Consider the following 16,857-nt stretch of genomic DNA (forward strand, 5'->3'; position numbering starts at 1 on the left):
GTCATCAATTTCCCAGAAGTTTCTCGAGCCGCTTTATATGTTGTTGAATAGTCGAATCAATCGTCAATAACTCTGACGGTAATGATTCACTACTCTGTTCTTGTCCAGTAGATAATGTCATGGCATCACCACCCGCCGAGAGCTGGCGCAATAGCGCCACATCGGATGGCGATTTTTCAGTGGGTAGAAACAGCACCGGACATAATTGACTCATTTCCGACAATATTGCCTGCAAGCGCACGCACTCTTCTCGCGAGGGGCGCAATTGTGCTGGCTCAAAAGGAATCAGTGCCAGCTCTTCTTGCGCACGGGTAATTTCCGCCTCAACAGTGGTGGCTTCTCTTAGCGCCGCAGGCCGTGCATCTGGTGACAGTGCGGCCAAATTTGTCAGCCCCTTCAGTGCCTGGCTGATATGTATACGCACCGCATCTGTAATCGCGACTGGCCATAGCCGACTAAAGATTAGGTAAACCACCAGATTGCCTAGCAAGATACCGAGCACCCTGTCGAGGGCTACTCCCATATCGGTGCTCGGCCCGAAGCCTTGCAGCACAGTCAGCAAGAAAGCCAGCCCTATCTGCACGCCAGCATAGGCAATACGTTCGTTGCCGCACGACACCCAAGCGGCTATGAGAATGCAGCCAAATACCAGTGCCATCAATTGCCCAATATCATTTAGATGGGGAATGATGAAAATGATCGCCAGCACCCCCATCAACGCCCCGATCAGGCAACCAATAATCCGCAATACCAGCTTATGCACGGTCTCACCGGTGGTCCCCAGCGCCGCTACATAGCAGGTGATCATGGCGGTATGAATGTCCTGCCAGTCCAATGCGGTATAGATCAGATAGCAAATCAGCGCCGCTGCGGTGGTTTTCAGTGCAAAACGCTGATGAACGGGGTTAGTCAGTGCATCGGCGGCAAAGAATGAGGATTTTGGGGCTTCTGGATCTGGCCCATTTTCAGCATTCGCCAGTGCTATCAGTGCGTTTCTGATCTCCTCGATTTCACCGCCCGTATTTTTAATTGTAAAGTGGGGGGGAACAACAAGTTGCCCTTCGGCAATCGCCTGCGCCGCCTCACTACAGTAGGCTGCCAGCGCGAGGCGCTCACTCTCTGGTGAGGTCGGGAGCAGAGCCGAAGTTGCCAGCAGCAACCGGTAACTGTTTTTTACCGCACTTTCAAGCCAGAGGGCCTCGGCAGAAGGCCGCAGATGAAAAATACGCACAAAAAGCGCTCGCTGCTGATGCTCCTTTTGCCCCTCCTGTAGCAGCGCCCTAACTCCGGCCATATTAGCGGGGTCCGGCTGCCGTAATGCCTCGGCGACCGTGGAGAGTCGCTCGGATAGTGTGGCGCGCAATAACGTCTGGGGTGCCCGACCCAAGAAAAGGTTAAACCCAATAATCAGCAACATCGGGGAGACCGCCATTAACCAGGCATATAACAGCCCCCGTGTTGCCACTTCGCCCATCGGAATATTGCTAAGCAAGGTCATTACAAATGCGATAACCAGCGCAATAATACTCCCCACCGGTCCAAGCTTGCTGGCCGAGCCGAGATAGAGAAACAAAAACGAGCTGACGATCAAGGCCGCCATACGCAACGGCGCGGCTTCCAAAGTGAAATGGATCAGCAGAAACACCAGTCCGACGACCATCGACACCAATAGGGTGATGGCGATAGCCATCACCATGCTCTCTACGCCATCCGGCTTCATCACGAAAATGATGAGATAGCAGCTGATGGCGGATTCTGGAATGCCATACACCATGGCAACCATCGCCATCAATGCACAGAGCGCAGCCACCCGCCAGGCCATCGCCACTCGCCCAGGGAAATAGGCCAAATCCGCTTTTGCCTGACGGATTATGCCGCCGAGCGTACCATCAGCAACCGTCGTCATTGCGCACGATAACCACAGCAGTCGCCCCAATACGCATCAGGTCCTCCGGCGGTTTTTCCAGACTGATTCTTACCGGGAAGCGCTGGACAACACGCACCCAATTGAGTGACTTCGGCACATAAGGCAAGCCACGTGGGATATTCAGCATGTCTTCAGAGCTAACCCCCCAGCCAATCCCCTCGACCCGTCCCTCAATCGCGCGCTGGCTGTCTGCCATGACATACACGGTGGCGCAATCCCCCACTTTGATATGCTTCAACTCTGTTTCGCGGAAAAATGCCGAGGCATGCCAATGTTCGGTATTGATGAGAGTAAAAATAGCCTGATCCGGCACTACAAACTCCCCGGCGGAGACCGTCAACCCGACGACTCTACCATCATGGGGCGCACGGACTTGGGTATTGGCTAGCTCTCGTTCGGCAATCGCCAGTGCGGCGCGGCGCGCGACCACCAGCGCCTCAGAGGCGGCAGTTGTGCTGACCAAAGCCTCCGCCGCAAATGACTGTTTCAACGCCTGTTTTAGGCTGACCTCGGCATCGTGTTTTGCTGTCGCCGCATCATCGACTTGCTGAGCGGTGACATAGCCCTTGGGTAGCAACGGTTGTAGCCGTGCCAATGTCTGAGTGGCTAATTTGAGATTGGCTTGCGCCCGAACAATTTGTTCATTGGTAATCGCTGCATTGGATTGTTCAGCGACCACGGTGCGTTGCTGAGAATCACGGGCCGCTTCCGCCATGTTCAACTCAGCCTGCGCCTGCTCGACTTGCAGACGATAGAGGTCCGGCTCAATGGTAAACAGCAGGTCGCCCCGCCGAACTTTGCTGTTTTCCACGACATTAATCGAAATAATACGGCCGGGAACCGAGCTGGCAACATGTACCACGCTGGCCCCCAGTTCAGCATCTTCAGATAGCGGGTTGAGTGTGGTCTGCCGCACAGAGAGCCACCCAGATATCACAGCCGCGACAATAATCACGCCAGCAATAATCAGTGCCAGTTGGCGCTTGCGCCCACTCCCTTGTAGTTTATTCATCATCATTATTCATCGCGTAAACAGTAATAGAGAACAGATAAATGCCACAGCCAGCGCCAGGCAGACATACACCAACAGCCGCCATGGCAGCACCTCATCAATACCAATACGAATAAACAGAACGCGAGCAATCACCGCCGTGATGATTCCGATAAAAGCGCAAGCCATCCAAGAAGGGAAATAGGAGCCAACTAACGAAAATGAGGGCGCGTCTCCCCCCGTGCAGCCACTCAGCGCGATAGCGGAGAGCAGCACCCATGATCCACGCCATAGATCCTGTTTTGCGGTACTTAAAAACTTGCCGAAAAAACACTGCGGCTTCCTGAGGGAAGTCATATTATTCATTGAATAACCTTAATTAATACGCGACACCCCAGCAGAAAACCGAGGTGATGAGCATAAGCCGCCACTAGTGTTCGCTTCCCAAGGTATTTTTGAAAATTTGCCCATCTTTCATGATTAACCGGAAGGCTTTTTCTGGCTGAGCAAGGAGTTGGATATCATCCAGTGGATTACCCGCAACCAGAATCAAGTCAGCCAGCGCGCCATTCTCCACCACACCCAACTTACCGGGATAGGGATTTCTTGGGCCTGAGAAGGCGCACAGTTCGGCATTAACACGGGTCGCCATTTTGAGAATTTCAAGCGGTGAGTACCAGCGAATCAGCTTGGCTAATTGTGCGCCCTGCCGGGTTGCCAGTCGAGCATCAAACAGCGTATCGGTACCCCATGCCGTCTTGATGTTATATTTTTTCGCCAACTTATAGGCCGTATCCGTGCCGGCCACCATTTCGAGCTGCTTGGCACGGGAAGCCGGGCTTGCCATTGGCACTGCATCCTCATCATCGAGGAAGGGTTGCAGGCTCCACCAGATACCTTTTTCTGCCATGAGCTGGACGGTCTCCTCATCCACCAACTGGCCGTGTTCAATGCACTTAACCCCGCCTTTGATCGCCATAGTCACCGCTCGGGCCGTGTAGGCGTGGACGGTGACATAAGTCCCCCAATTTTCGGCCGCCGTGACCGCCGCCTGAATTTCTGGCACCGAACCTTCCGTCACGCTGATCGAGTCATACATCGAAGCCACACCACCGCCCGCCATATATTTAAGTTGCGATGCACCGCGCATCAGCTGTTCTCTGGCACGCAATAGCACCTGATCAGCGCCATCAGCAATGGCGGTCATGCCCACGCGCTCGGCGTAACTCAGGGGATCTGATGGCGAATGGGGTAACTCGCCAATCAAGCGAAAATCGCCGTGACCGCCGGTTTGCGTGATAAATGCCCCCGAAGGGAAGATGCGCGGCCCCGTCGCCACCCGTTCGTCAATCGCGCGCTTCAAGCCAAAAACCGGCCCACCCATATCACGCACGGTGGTGAAACCCCGCATCAAGGTGGCATCAGCTTCAGCAATCGCCAGTGCCTGGATATAGTTAAAATCGGCCGTCATGGCGGTCATCATCGACGGACGGGCCATAATGGCGTGCCAGTGCGCATCAATCAGTCCCGGCATCAATACACCACCACCGCCATCAATCAGCTCCACATCCGGTGGCAACGGTGTATCCGCAGGCTCGACCGACGTGATCTTGTTACCCTCCACGACGACTCGTAACCCATCTCGCAACTGGTCTGACACACCATCAAAAACGCGGACATTAATAAAAGCCATCACACGCACAGCATTGGCTGCAACATCTCTTTTTTGTGGTTTTGCTCCCGGCACCGCCGCCGCCACAGTCGCCGCCGTAATGGGGGCTGATTGAGCGGCTTTCTGGGAAAACAGCGTATTGATACGCACAAACGCAGGACTATGGCAGAGGCAAGCTTCACCATGAGTGTGGGGGAGCTGAATTAATGGCATGTGAGACATAAAGTTCTCCTGTATGAACAGTCCCCCGAAGCAATAGTCAGAGGGTCACAATCTCAAATATAGGGCAAAGCATTATTATAGTGGCAATACCTACAGAAAGGTTCACACCACAACCATTCACATCAATCTGTTTTTACGTAAAAGTCCTTAACAAAGATCAAGTCTATACCCACATTGTCACTAATGTTTAATCCTCCGCTGCCGATACTGTGAGTTCGGTCAGCCGACATGCGTTTAATTCGGCAGAACCGAAGATATTTCTGATTATTTTTAATTGGTTACGATTGGAAACTCACAGGAAAGGGATTATGTGGTTTTACAGATTTAAGCACGCTTTTATTGCGCTGTTGCTCCCATGGATGCTGGCCGTTACAACTCAATTAGCCGGAAGAGTCTACCTACTAACAGACTATGGTAACCCTGAGTCACTGGCGGGCTTATCAACTGACGTGCAACGTATGTTCTTGATTGGCGGTCTGTTTGATGTCCGCATCGCCAGCTTGATGTTTGTTCCCTGCTTATTAATTGCGGGCCTGCTTGCGCTCAATGAATCCAGTTTTCACCTCTGGCAACGCGTTTGGCCTTGGTTCGCGACAATTGTTGGTACACTCATCACCGTACTCACTGTGGGGAATATTTTCTATTACGCGACCTATCAGCGGCCTATTGATATCTTTATTTTCGGTCTGGCGGAAGATGATACTGTCGCGGTACTGCAAACCTTGTGGAGCGACTATCCGGTTATTCGTAGCGCAATTTGCCTGATGCTATTTGTTGTCGCCATTTTGTGGATTTTTCGCCGCTGGCAGCAAAAAATTAACTCATGGCCTGAAGAGCGTAGCAGTATCGCCGTGGCGGCAGTGTCAACGCTGGTTATTCTGGCTCTCGGTTTTGTCGGCACACGCGGTTCCTTGGGCACCTTCCCTCTCCGGCAGTCAGATGCGCAGGTTTCAGATGTCAATTTATTGAATATGCTGACGCCGAGCGGCCCAATGGCCCTGACCTGGGCGGTGAAAGCCCATCGGGAATATAGCCACTTCCCTCCCGCCAGCGACCAACAGGGAGAAGAACTGCTCAGTCAGTTTTTGGCTCAGCCGACAGAGGCTAGCCTTAAACCGTTTATGGCTAAAACAAACCCTAACCCCATGGCGAAACAATCCCCTCCTAACGTTGTTTTTGTCGTGATGGAGAGTATGGGATATTTCCTTGAAGGTTATGATCGCCCTAACCGTGACGTATTCGGCGCACTGAAACAGCACTGGCAAACTGACTGGCGCTTTGGCCGTTTTATCTCCGAAGGGAATGGCACTATTGATAGCCTTAGCCGCTTCTTCGTCCGCAGCCCAAACAGTAACATCAGCCAATCTTCCGATCAAGATATTGATTTTTCTAGCAATATGTTTAAGCCCTTTCTGGCTAACGGCTATAAGATCATTTTCGTCACTTCGGGTAATGGCTCCTGGCGCAATCTCAATCAGTTCCTGCCTCACTTAGGCATCAGTGAATTTGTTGAGCAAAACGGGTTGAAAAAACGCTACCCCGAAGCTGAAGCCAGTACCTGGGGTGTACCTGATGAATTTATGTTCCGTTATATCGAAGAACGTTTAGCCCAGGCCGATAAAGTCGGTGAGCATGTCCTGATTATGTCAATGTCCACCACGCATCATCCGCCGTTTAAAGCGCCGAATAGCTACGTAAAGACCGAGATCAAATTGTCTGATGCGGAAAAACAGAGGTTAAGCAATCTGGCTAGCGGTAAACAGCTGGATGAGGTATTTCATACCCTACGTTACACCAACGATCAATTGGGGCAATTTATCAGTTGGGTAAAACAGCATTCGCTGGGTGAACATACGATTATCGCCGCCACTGGTGACCATAATATCCGTGGTATCAGCTATCCTGACGTCAACGAACAGGCGCTTAGCCGTGCAGTGCCATTCTATCTTTATGTCCCTCAGGGCTATCGTCAAAACAGCCATTTTGATGCATCCCGTGTGGGTAGCCATAAAGATATTTGGCCTACGTTGTATCAGCTCAGCCTGTCAGAAGCACCATACTACCGAACCGGTTGCGACTTATTGTCTGAAAAACCGGATGCGCTATGGTGTCAGGGCTACAACCCTGAACTGATGATCACTCAGCAAGGTGCATTCACTTTAGCAGGCAAAGGGGAGTTCTATCCCTGGATTGATAAAGCGGGTCTGTTAGTGGGGGCCGCTCAGCCGATGGACCATGAACAGGAAAAAACCTTTACCCGCTGGCTGGCATTTACCCCGTTATTGTCATGGCAATTAAATAAGCAGGTTCAAGAACTCAAATAGCAGAAAGAATAACGCGCTGTGAGGGTGGCAATAATGCTGATATCCCCTTTATCCCAAACAGATAAAGGGGATACATCAGACGGTCATTAACCTATTACACGTATTTTCTTTACTGACGGAATTTCGACACCGTATCCCAAGCGACCTGTTGCAGAGCGCGGGCTGTCTGTTCTGTCATGTCGCTATCGACCGGTAACGCGCCCCCCACGGGAGATTGGTCGTAAATTGTGGCAAAGAGTACACAGGCGGCCAAATAAGTACCGGCTAATGAGGGATGATTGCCATCGCTGTGATATAAATTTATCTCTGGATGGGTCTCGATCGCACGACTAAATGCCAAACCTATCGGCGCAACATACCCGCCCGTTTTACTGGCAATATCAATATAGGCTTTCGCCAATTTATCTGTTTGCTCTTTTTTATCCTTATTAGCCCACGTCATAAAATACACCACTTTAGATCCAGCTTTATGGGCGATATCCGCCATTTCTTTGGCTGAGTCAGTAAAATATTGACGAGTTTTCTCTTTAGCCGAAATCGGCTCCATGGAGTTGCCTTGTAGAACCACAACATCCCATTTCTGCAGCCCATTCTGGAAATTCAGGTTAGGGATATGCCAGCCCAATTGCCCGCTGGATATGGTGATTCCACGGAACATATAATCTTTAGCCTGATCGGGAAGCAATGAACGGCTTAAATCACGGAGTCGGGTATTCACATGGTTGTTATAGTGCATATATGAATTCCCATAGAGCGCGATGGTCTTTCTCTCTCCGTCCATTTTCGCCTGAGGCTGTGGAGCAATAATCGTATTTGCCTGAGCACTGACCATAGAGATCAATCCACATGCCAACAACAATATGACTTTTTTCATTCTATTTATCCTCAGAAGTCGTAACGTAATCCGGCAATCACTGCATCATCATTCGTTTTAACGTTTTTACTCGCCAGCTCTTTATTGTAGCTCAGCGATAAATAGGTATTTTTCGCCAGTGTTAACTGAGCCTCAGCTCGCCAACCCTCCTGCTCATATATATCCTGGCCGTCTTCATCCAAGAAGCTATATCCACCCAGAATTTTAACTTTTTCAAATTGATACGAAGCGACCGAATCGAAGCTGACATAATCATTATCAGCTTTTTTGTCACGTTCGATAGAGAGTTTCCCTGCCGTTATCGCCAGAGAGACTGCATCATAATCAAATTGTAATCCCCCCATCACCTGCTGGTGCTTCTTACGACCATCAGTGGTATTTTTCTGCGGATTATCCTTACGGTTAAACTCACTGGCGGCAATCGCAGGCGTTATTTTTAGATCACCAAATTTAAGCATTTTTCGATAACTAATCATCATGCCATTATCGAGGGCTTCGTTGTCACCATGACCATTACCCGCAACATAGGCGGCTTGAATCTGATGGCCGTTAAATTGGCCATTCCACTGAAGGGTGCCGTCCTGACGGTTATATTGGTAGGAGGTATCAATCGAACTAATACCGTAGTTATAAACATTTGGCGTAAAGTTTTTATATTTATCGGTCATCCTCATAACCTGATATAGCGGGTTCTGCGTACGTCCACCAATCAATTCACCATAGCGAGCGTGAGATAAACCCAGCCAAGCATAACGAACATCAAGGTCTTTATCTTTAGTCTTATTATCATTTTTCTCGGTGCGGACTTGCCATTCAAGACGACCGATGACTTTAGTGTCTTCAAATAGTGAAAGATCACGAGTCAAATAAAAACCTAAACGCCCACCTAATTGATTTCGCGAGTCATTTCCGGCAAATGAAGCATCACCATGAGCAAATTGATATTCCAGACGTCCGTAAATATCCAGCGTAGTTTCATCGTCTTTGTATACATTCATCGCTAATGCCGATGAGCTCATCCCGGTGAGTAAAAGAATTGGTATTATTTTATTTTTCATAATTTACCTATAATTGAAATAGTGTAAAAAACCCTGGTATTAAGGTTGCAGCAAAATAAAACGATAAAATATAAAAATTTATCGCAGGTATTATTGATAATGAAAACAATGCTGGACATGGGAATATTTCTTTCTCATTTTAAAACGTGATAGTCAGCTCAAAAAATGATCTAAGTAAGATTCAACGCACAATTTTGTCGCTTAATTTAATTAGTGAGAAATAAAAATGAAGGCGTGATTTTCTTTTCACATTACTCGATAAAGTACAAACAGGTTATTTATGTTAAGTTCATCACGTTTTTGGTAATAAAATGAGGTTGATATAAGGGAAACCAATATTCTCATTTTTATCACCTGATAATTAGACCAGACTTTCAGCGATCAAACAGTAATAAACATAAACAATGTACTGATATCGTTTATCTACTTTATATTTGGAGTCAATAATGCGAGGTAGTCATAGTTCAGTCTTTGATTCAGAACTGTATTCATCCTTGTTCACTCAGCCGGAAATGAAACTGATTTGGTCTGATGAAAATTTAATTCGCTGCTGGCTGGAATTTGAAGTGACAGTGGCTCGTGTGCAAGCAGAATTGAATATAATTCCCGTTCAAGCCGCTGAAGAAATTGCCGCTATTTGCCAATCTTTCGACGTTGACTGGCCGCGGCTGGCAAAAGAAACACAATCTGTTGGCATGGCGATCAAGCCGCTGGTCGATCAGATAACAGATGCGGGTACACCGCTGGTCAAGAGATACCTACACTGGGGTTGTACCACTCAGGATCTCTTGGATACCGCGCTGGCAATGAGAATTAAGCAGACACTGATCTTGCTGCGCCGTCAGCTTATTGAACTGGGCGAGAGCCTGAAAACCATGGCACTGGAACATAAAACAACAGTTATGGTGGCCAGAACTAACTCCGTAGATGCCTCGGCAACCACTTGGGGATTACATGTGAGTAGCTATCTGAGCGAATTAACCCGCCACATTCATCGCCTCGATAATCTCTACCCTATGGCTATTACTGGGTTATTTGGCGGTGCGGTAGGAAACCTGGCGTCGGTGGGTCATGACGGGATATCCACACGAGATAATCTGATGAAATCATTAGGTTTGTCCTCTCCCGTGGGCATGATGAATGCCAGCCAGGATAATGTAGTGCAGGTGGTACAGCTTTTTGCGCTGGTACATGGCACTCTGTGCCGGATAGCCAATGATGTCGAAACCATGGGACGCCCATCCCTGGCAGAAGTCAGAGAAGGTGAAGGCGGTGGCGGATCTAGCACTATGCCTCATAAAACCAACCCTCGCGCCAGCAATATGATCCAGACGTTATCTCGCATGGGCTGGATGTATGCCTCGGGTGCAACAAATCTGCTCGATCAGCAGGATGTGCGGGCAGCCTCGATGCGCGTGTTGAACTGGACGCTTCTGCCTGAGTCAGCGCTAAGCCTCTCCACCAGCCTGGATCGGGCCTGTCGCCTTATCACCCATTTGGTGGTCGACAAACAGAAGATGAGAGACAATTTCAACGCCTCGAAATATTTCATCATGTCGGAATCCGTCTCAATGAGATTGGCTGACAAAATCGGCCGGGATCAGGGCTACCACATCATGAAAGCGCTATTGAAAGACGCTGATGGTACTCAAGACTTACAGCAGTTGGTGCTCAATAATGCTCAGATTCGTAAGACTTTAACGGAAGAGGAGATCATGACCGCTTGTGATCCCCTGTCCTATCTCGGCTGCAATGATGCGCTGATCGATGAAACTCTGGCATTCTTTGATGCCACTGACAAAAGTATGAGAGCCTAAAAAGCGTCAAATGTGAGAGTGAAGATTCCCCGTAAAAATAGCGACTCGAGGGAGTCTTCACCCGCTGATATATTCACTTATTTAGGTAGCGGTGAAAAGAGCTCAAAAAAGACAAACAGCTCTTCCAACTGCTCAAAGTTACCTTCTCCTTCACCTTTTTCATAAGCCAGATGCAGTACTAATTCGACAAAAAAGAAACTGATAATTCTGCTTTTAAATATCGATTGTGCATCACTGGGCAACACAAACTGTAGATTACAGAACTTCCCATAAGGATTAGATTCTGAATTGGTCACCAGTACCACTACCGCGTCTTTCTTACGAAACCACTCTGTCACTCGAATTACGACGCGGTTAAATCGATAGTAGGAGAAAGCGATCAGCACATCTTTGCTGGATAAGTTCAGTAAGTCTTTTGGTAGATCCCCGACATCAACTGAGAGCAGCGTCACTTTATCCCTAAAGTATTTAATCAGGGTGGTAAAGTGCTTAGCCATCGCGTGAGATGAGGAAGGACCAATAACGTAGAGATGTCTGTCAGTGTCTAAAATAAGGCTGATAAACTCATCCAGACTTTCAATATCAATATTTTCTTTGAAATTATCAAACAGCAGGGTCACATTTTGATTAAATTCAGAAACGATCTCTGCCGTCGTAACCTTGGCCTTCCCCTGAGCGCGTGATACCAGTTCGAACGGCGGTACCAGCTTCTGCTGAGAGAGCGTCTCTTCCAGCTCGCGTTTGAAGGCCGAATAGCCGGTAAATCCCAACTTATTTAAAAATCGCCCAACCGTTGCTTTACTCACCATCGCATTACGGGCGAGATCAACAATGCCATGATAGGGGAGTTCGTTAAAATGCACTTGAATATAAGCATCCAGTCGACACTCTGATTCTGTTAATGAAGTTAACTGTGTGGTTTGTGAAATATACTTTTCGAGTGTCAATAAATTATTATTTTCCATCCATCATTGCCTCTTGGCATTCTTGTTGGCTAACATTAAATATATTCCCAAAAAAATATCTTGCTCATGTTCAGACTAAGGTGAAAGGAAATTATTGAGCGGGTAATCGATGTTTTTACGTTATGAGATCCTGCGCACAAATTACTGTGAGAAAACTGTTTTCTCATTCTACCCATGATTTCTAAATTCTACTATGGCTGTATTACTAACAGGCATGCTGATTAATCGTCGCCACCTGACTTATATCAAGAAGAGATTATTTAACAGTGTTTTTTTTCTACCTGGGAAAACAAATAAAAGGGTACATCTCATGACTGCATTTATAATTGCAATAGTGATTACGATCATTGCTGCATGGTTAATCATCAAGAATTATCAACCTCAGACAGTGTTGTTACTGGCCGGTATTTCCTTACTGACTATCACCGCCGTCTTTTATCCTGAAAACAGCATCGTATACGACAAAGCAAAATCGACAGGTTCAGTCTGGATTGATATTTTTGCCTTTGCAAAAGATTCACTCTCAACTCAGGTGGCAGGCATCGGTTTGATTATCATGGCTGCGGGCGGTTTCGCAAGCTACATGGACCATATCAAAGCGTCAAATGCCATGGTTAATGCCTGTATTCGCCCTCTGCAAATCATCAAGGCACCCTATCTGATTCTGGCTCTGGGCTATATCTGTGCCCAGATGCTCCATGTGGCGATTTCGAGTGCAGCTGGCTTGGCCATGCTGTTATTGGTCACCTTCTTCCCGGTGCTGGTTCGTTTAGGTGTCAGTAAAGCTGCAGCAGCCTCGATGATTGGCCTGTGTGCCTTTATGGACCTTGGTCCCGCGGTAGGAACGGCCAATTTGGCGGCAAAACATGCCGGTATGGAAACCGCAATCTACTTCGCCCATTACCAAATGCCGGTTGCGGTTGCGGTGATGCTGGTGGTGTCCATTCTCGTCTTCTTTACTGCCAAGTATTACGACAAAAAAGATGGTCACATCGTTGTCACTCAGGACATTGCCAGCGTCGAAAACGCTGAAGAGGAGCGCGTACCGACATTCTACGCATTATTACCTATCTTCCCTGTTGCCCTGGTACTGATATTCAGCCCGCTAATCATCGATACCATAAAAATAGATGTGGTCACTGCCATGATCATGGGTACGTTGATGGCATTTGCCTGCGAACTGCTGGTGAAACGTGATTTCCGCGCCTGTTGTAAAGGGGTTCAGGTCTTCTTCAAGGGCATGGGCAGTATGTTTACCAGTATCGTTTCTTTACTGGTTTGTGCCGATATCTATGCTCAGGGGATGCAGAAGATTGGGGCCATAGACTATTTATTGGTATCAGTACAAAACGCCGGTTTTGGCTTCGCCAGTATGACGATTCTGATGACGCTGTTGGTCGGTGTCACTGCGGTACTGACGGGATCGGGCGTTGCGGCCTTTTTCTCCTTCTCCGGTATGGCTCCCTCAATCGCGAGCAAGTTTGGTCAAGAAGCGGTTTACATGATTTTGCCTATGCAGTTAATGGCCGGTATGGGCCGTTCTATCTCTCCGGTGGCTGGGATCATCATCGCCGTCAGTAAAGCCGGTGAATGCTCTCCGTTTATGATTGTGAGACGAACACTGATTCCGGCTATCGGCGGCATTGTGGCGATGATGCTGGCGAATTTCCTGCTGTTCTAAAAGCAAAGCATTAACATCCTCATTGTCGAGTATTTGGATATTTAATATGTTTCATAAAACAAACGAAGATCCACTGTATATCCCCTATACCGGATCCTTACTGATGGAGTCACCGCTTCTCAATAAGGGCAGTGGGTTTACCCGTACAGAACGGGAAATGTTTAATTTGCATGGGCTGCTACCTGCAGCGGTAGAAACAATTGAAGAGCAATCGCTACGGGCCTATCAGCAATTTCTCGACATCAAATCCGATATTGCCCGCCATATCTATCTGCGCAATATTCAGGATACCAATGAGACGTTGTTTTATCATATGGTCGGTAAGCATCTTTCTGAAATGATGCCGATTATTTACACCCCGGTTGTCGGCCATGCCTGCGAGTACTTTTCTGATATTTACCGCCGGGCCAGAGGGCTTTTTATCTCTTGGCCTGACCGGCACATGATCGATGATATTTTGCATAATGCGACCAAACAGAACATCAAAGTGATTGTAGTCACTGACGGTGAACGCATACTCGGTCTGGGGGATCAGGGCATTGGCGGTATGGGGATACCCATTGGCAAACTCTCTTTGTATACCCTGTGTGGCGGTATCAGTCCTGCTCAAACATTGCCTATTTTACTTGATGTGGGAACTAACAATTCTCAGTTACTTAATGACCCGCTATACATGGGCTGGCGCCATCCACGAATTACCGGTGATGAGTACTTTGAATTTGTCGATATGTTTATCAGCGCAATCAAACGCCGCTGGCCCAACGTATTAGTGCAGTTTGAAGATTTTGCCCAGCATACCGCCATGCCGTTGCTCAACCGCTATCAGGATGAGATCTGCTGCTTTAATGATGACATTCAGGGAACGGCGGCGGTGACGTTGGGCACCATCATGGCCGCCTGCCGTGCCGCGAATAATCAGCTACGAGATCAACGGGTGGTCTTTCTGGGGGCAGGTTCCGCCGGATGCGGTATTGCCGAGCATATCGTGACGCAAATGGTGTCTGAGGGCTTAACCGATGCTGAAGCTCGTGCCAATATCTATATGGTTGATCGTTTTGGTTTGTTAACCGATGACCAAACCCATCTTGCGCCTTTCCAGCAGCATCTGGCACAACCGCGCTCAAGCCTAACAGACTGGAGCAACCAGAGCGCAGCCTTCTCATTTATGGATGTGATCCAAAACGTCAAACCTACGGTGCTGATTGGGGTAACAGGTCAGCCGGGGCTGTTCAGCGAAGAAGTCATCCGGGCAATGTATCGCTACTGCCAAAAGCCGATCGTTATGCCGCTTTCTAACCCCACCTCACGGGTGGAAGCGCGTCCGGAAGATATTCTCCGCTGGACCGATGGCAATGCCATTATCGCCACCGGTAGCCCGTTCGAACCAGTCACCTATAAAGAGAAGATCTACCCGATTGTCCAGTGCAATAACGTCTACATCTTCCCCGGCATAGGACTTGCCGTCATCGCCAGCCAGGCCAGTCGCATAACGGAGAGCATGCTGATGGTTGCAAGCCGAACGCTGGCTGACTTCTCACCGTTAGTGCGTGATGGCGATGGCCCGCTACTGCCAGATATTAAAGATATCCAGCAAGTGACACAGGCTATCGCCTATAACGTCGCAAAAGAGGCACAGTTAGTCGGTGTCGCCGCCGACATCCCAGATGAGATACTGAGAAGAGATATCGCCAAGAATTTCTGGCATCCGCAATACCGTTCTTATAAGCGAACCTCGTTTTAATAATGACTCATTAGCTCAATAAACCCCTTACCGCTCAGGCTAAGGGGTTATCGTTATGAGTAGAAAGCAGCGGCGAACGGGTGGTAGCTATCACCCAGCCTGCAGTCAGTGCTGCACTAAAGATTCTGGAAAAAGGCGCGGGCATTAAGTTGTTCCACCGCACACCGAAAGACATAATGCCCCTCTGCGGGTCATGAGATGGCCCCCTGTATCAGCCGAGCCTTGAACAGTCGCCGTGATTCAGTGATTGACCGCCATTCGGATATCAAAGTCGTCACTCATGAGAGTGGTTTTGCCACCCTAGTGACAGAACTCCGCTCCGGCGATATTGATCTCATAGCAGAATCGGGGTCACCAACAATCGTCAGGGACTCATTCTCCGCCAGATTAAATGCTTGGGGAGGTGTATTTTCCCCGCCCTTATGGCAATATACGTTCCATATATGTTTCGTATAGGTGTTTTATGGGTATCGTAAAAATCTCCGATTTAATGCATGAAAACCTGCGTATCGCCAGCAATGCCATGAGTCGCTCAATTAACTCTCAGGCTGAGCACTGGCTCAAAATGGGTATGCTGGCCGAACTTTATCCCCAATTAACGCATCATGAACTTGCCCGAGCACTGGTTCAGGCAGAATTACAAGGAGGAGCTGACATTAGCAGAATGATTCAAAATACAGCTCTTTTGAATAAAGAAGAGGAAGCACAATGACAGCCGTAAAAATACATTCAGCCGCTGAGATCGAAATGGCCCGCGCCGCAGGTCACGCAGCCGCTAAAGTATTAGAAATAATCACCCCCTATGTTCTCGCAGGTGTGACAACAGATGAAATTGATCGACTGTGCCACGATTACATTATTAATGAGCTAAAAGTGATCCCCGCGAATATTGGTTATCACGGTTATGCCCATACTGTTTGTACTTCAGTCAATCATGTGGTCTGCCACGGAATTCCATCCGATAAAAAACTCAAAAATGGTGATATCGTCAATATTGACGTGGCGATTATTAAAGAGGGTTGGTATGGCGATACCAGCAGAATGTATTTTGTCGGTGAGCCATCGGTCAGAGCCAAACGTCTGGTTGATATCACCTATTTATCCATGGTCGAGGGGATCAAAGTTGTGCGCCCCGGGGCGACACTCGGCGATATTGGGGCGGCCATTCAGCATGTCGCTGAGGGCGCGGGCTTCTCGGTCGTCAGAGAGTATTGTGGTCACGGCGTGGGTCAGGAATATCATACTGCACCGCAGGTGCTGCACTATGGGATTGCTGGGACCGGCATGATCCTCAAACCGGGAATGATTTTTACCATTGAACCGATGATTAATGCTGGTAAAGCCGCAACCAGCGTACTTTCTGATGGCTGGACCGTGGTCACCAAAGACCGCTCCCTGTCGGCACAGTGGGAGCACACCATTGCCGTGACCGAGTCCGGATATGACTTGCTGACGCCGTGGCCTGAAGGCACCGGAGAGTACCCCGCAATATAACGCGATGCGTATTTGTCACGAATCTATTTGTCACCAATACCGCAAAAAGGCTTGAGTAGAGAATACTCAAGCCGTCGGAGCGCCCATCGGT

Annotated in this window: 14 protein-coding genes; 7 read left to right on the top strand and 7 right to left on the bottom strand. The window is 48.6% G+C overall.

The window, feature by feature from the left end; genetic code table 11:
- Positions 1 to 4: 4 nt before the first annotated feature.
- The 4 genes from ACZ76_RS05550 to ACZ76_RS05565 all read right to left on the bottom strand — a co-directional run bounded on the left by ACZ76_RS05550 (position 5) and on the right by ACZ76_RS05565 (position 4,812).
- Complete coding sequence (locus tag ACZ76_RS05550; protein ID WP_048617548.1) at positions 5 to 1,906, bottom strand: FUSC family protein; 1,902 nt, start codon at positions 1,904 to 1,906, stop codon at positions 5 to 7.
- On the bottom strand, positions 1,890 to 2,939 hold the full coding sequence (mdtN, locus tag ACZ76_RS05555; protein WP_048620199.1) for a multidrug transporter subunit MdtN: 1,050 nt from the start codon (positions 2,937 to 2,939) through the stop codon (positions 1,890 to 1,892). The genes ACZ76_RS05550 and mdtN overlap by 17 nt, the downstream gene beginning before the upstream one ends.
- Before the next feature lie 9 nt (positions 2,940 to 2,948).
- A complete protein-coding gene (locus ACZ76_RS05560; protein WP_048617550.1) occupies positions 2,949 to 3,284 on the bottom strand; it encodes a YtcA family lipoprotein in 336 nt (111 codons plus the stop codon).
- Positions 3,285 to 3,348: 64 nt separating this feature from the next.
- Positions 3,349 to 4,812 (bottom strand): metal-dependent hydrolase family protein, encoded by a 1,464-nt coding sequence (locus ACZ76_RS05565; protein ID WP_048617552.1) that lies wholly within the window; start codon positions 4,810 to 4,812, stop codon positions 3,349 to 3,351.
- 308 nt (positions 4,813 to 5,120) lie between these two features.
- Between ACZ76_RS05565 and ACZ76_RS05570 the strand changes: the two genes are divergently transcribed.
- Positions 5,121 to 7,136, top strand: a complete 2,016-nt coding sequence (locus tag ACZ76_RS05570; RefSeq protein WP_048617555.1) for an LTA synthase family protein — start codon at positions 5,121 to 5,123, stop codon at positions 7,134 to 7,136.
- 109 nt (positions 7,137 to 7,245) lie between these two features.
- On the opposite strand, the gene ACZ76_RS05575 is transcribed toward ACZ76_RS05570, so the two are convergent.
- On the bottom strand, positions 7,246 to 8,010 hold the full coding sequence (locus tag ACZ76_RS05575; protein WP_048617557.1) for a DUF4886 domain-containing protein: 765 nt from the start codon (positions 8,008 to 8,010) through the stop codon (positions 7,246 to 7,248).
- An 11-nt stretch (positions 8,011 to 8,021) separates the two neighbouring features.
- Positions 8,022 to 9,068 (bottom strand): porin, encoded by a 1,047-nt coding sequence (locus tag ACZ76_RS05580; RefSeq protein WP_048617559.1) that lies wholly within the window; start codon positions 9,066 to 9,068, stop codon positions 8,022 to 8,024.
- 446 nt (positions 9,069 to 9,514) lie between these two features.
- On the opposite strand from ACZ76_RS05580, the gene ACZ76_RS05585 reads away from it, so the two are divergent.
- Positions 9,515 to 10,885 carry a class-II fumarase/aspartase family protein gene (locus ACZ76_RS05585; protein ID WP_048617561.1) on the top strand — a complete coding sequence of 457 codons (1,371 nt, stop codon included), beginning with the start codon at positions 9,515 to 9,517 and terminating at the stop codon, positions 10,883 to 10,885.
- A 77-nt stretch (positions 10,886 to 10,962) separates the two neighbouring features.
- Here ACZ76_RS05585 and ACZ76_RS05590 read toward each other — a convergent pair whose 3' ends face one another.
- A complete protein-coding gene (locus ACZ76_RS05590) occupies positions 10,963 to 11,850 on the bottom strand; it encodes a MurR/RpiR family transcriptional regulator (protein ID WP_048617563.1) in 888 nt (295 codons plus the stop codon).
- 310 nt (positions 11,851 to 12,160) lie between these two features.
- On the opposite strand from ACZ76_RS05590, the gene dcuC reads away from it, so the two are divergent.
- The 5 genes from dcuC (at position 12,161) to map (ending at position 16,766) form a co-directional block, all read left to right on the top strand.
- Complete coding sequence (dcuC, locus tag ACZ76_RS05595) at positions 12,161 to 13,531, top strand: C4-dicarboxylate transporter DcuC (protein ID WP_048617564.1); 1,371 nt, start codon at positions 12,161 to 12,163, stop codon at positions 13,529 to 13,531.
- Positions 13,532 to 13,577: 46 nt separating this feature from the next.
- A complete protein-coding gene (locus ACZ76_RS05600; RefSeq protein WP_048617566.1) occupies positions 13,578 to 15,272 on the top strand; it encodes an NAD-dependent malic enzyme in 1,695 nt (564 codons plus the stop codon).
- 80 nt (positions 15,273 to 15,352) lie between these two features.
- Positions 15,353 to 15,469, top strand: coding sequence for a helix-turn-helix domain-containing protein (locus ACZ76_RS19735; RefSeq protein WP_374700789.1), 117 nt, complete (start codon positions 15,353 to 15,355; stop codon positions 15,467 to 15,469).
- A gap of 266 nt (positions 15,470 to 15,735) precedes the next feature.
- The gene (locus tag ACZ76_RS05605; RefSeq protein ID WP_048617568.1) at positions 15,736 to 15,984 is read left to right on the top strand and encodes a ParD-like family protein; all 249 of its coding nucleotides are present in this window, start codon (positions 15,736 to 15,738) and stop codon (positions 15,982 to 15,984) included.
- Positions 15,981 to 16,766 carry a type I methionyl aminopeptidase gene (gene map / locus ACZ76_RS05610; RefSeq protein WP_048617569.1) on the top strand — a complete coding sequence of 262 codons (786 nt, stop codon included), beginning with the start codon at positions 15,981 to 15,983 and terminating at the stop codon, positions 16,764 to 16,766. Before ACZ76_RS05605 ends, map begins: the two co-directional genes overlap by 4 nt.
- The last annotated feature ends 91 nt before the right edge of the window (positions 16,767 to 16,857 follow it).

The organism is Yersinia aleksiciae (genome assembly GCF_001047675.1).
Taxonomy (GTDB): Bacteria; Pseudomonadota; Gammaproteobacteria; order Enterobacterales; family Enterobacteriaceae; genus Yersinia; species Yersinia aleksiciae.

Excerpts from the sequence above, each read along its gene's own strand:
- ACZ76_RS05550 (WP_048617548.1), bottom strand. The coding sequence starts at position 1,906 with ATGACGACGGTTGCTGATGGTACGCTCGGCGGCATAATCCGTCAGGCA.
- mdtN (WP_048620199.1), bottom strand. The coding sequence starts at position 2,939 with ATGAATAAACTACAAGGGAGTGGGCGCAAGCGCCAACTGGCACTGATT.
- ACZ76_RS05560 (WP_048617550.1), bottom strand. The coding sequence starts at position 3,284 with ATGAATAATATGACTTCCCTCAGGAAGCCGCAGTGTTTTTTCGGCAAG.
- ACZ76_RS05565 (WP_048617552.1), bottom strand. The coding sequence starts at position 4,812 with ATGTCTCACATGCCATTAATTCAGCTCCCCCACACTCATGGTGAAGCT.
- ACZ76_RS05570 (WP_048617555.1), top strand. The coding sequence starts at position 5,121 with ATGTGGTTTTACAGATTTAAGCACGCTTTTATTGCGCTGTTGCTCCCA.
- ACZ76_RS05575 (WP_048617557.1), bottom strand. The coding sequence starts at position 8,010 with ATGAAAAAAGTCATATTGTTGTTGGCATGTGGATTGATCTCTATGGTC.
- ACZ76_RS05580 (WP_048617559.1), bottom strand. The coding sequence starts at position 9,068 with ATGAAAAATAAAATAATACCAATTCTTTTACTCACCGGGATGAGCTCA.
- ACZ76_RS05585 (WP_048617561.1), top strand. The coding sequence starts at position 9,515 with ATGCGAGGTAGTCATAGTTCAGTCTTTGATTCAGAACTGTATTCATCC.
- ACZ76_RS05590 (WP_048617563.1), bottom strand. The coding sequence starts at position 11,850 with ATGGAAAATAATAATTTATTGACACTCGAAAAGTATATTTCACAAACC.
- dcuC (WP_048617564.1), top strand. The coding sequence starts at position 12,161 with ATGACTGCATTTATAATTGCAATAGTGATTACGATCATTGCTGCATGG.
- ACZ76_RS05600 (WP_048617566.1), top strand. The coding sequence starts at position 13,578 with ATGTTTCATAAAACAAACGAAGATCCACTGTATATCCCCTATACCGGA.
- ACZ76_RS05605 (WP_048617568.1), top strand. The coding sequence starts at position 15,736 with ATGGGTATCGTAAAAATCTCCGATTTAATGCATGAAAACCTGCGTATC.
- map (WP_048617569.1), top strand. The coding sequence starts at position 15,981 with ATGACAGCCGTAAAAATACATTCAGCCGCTGAGATCGAAATGGCCCGC.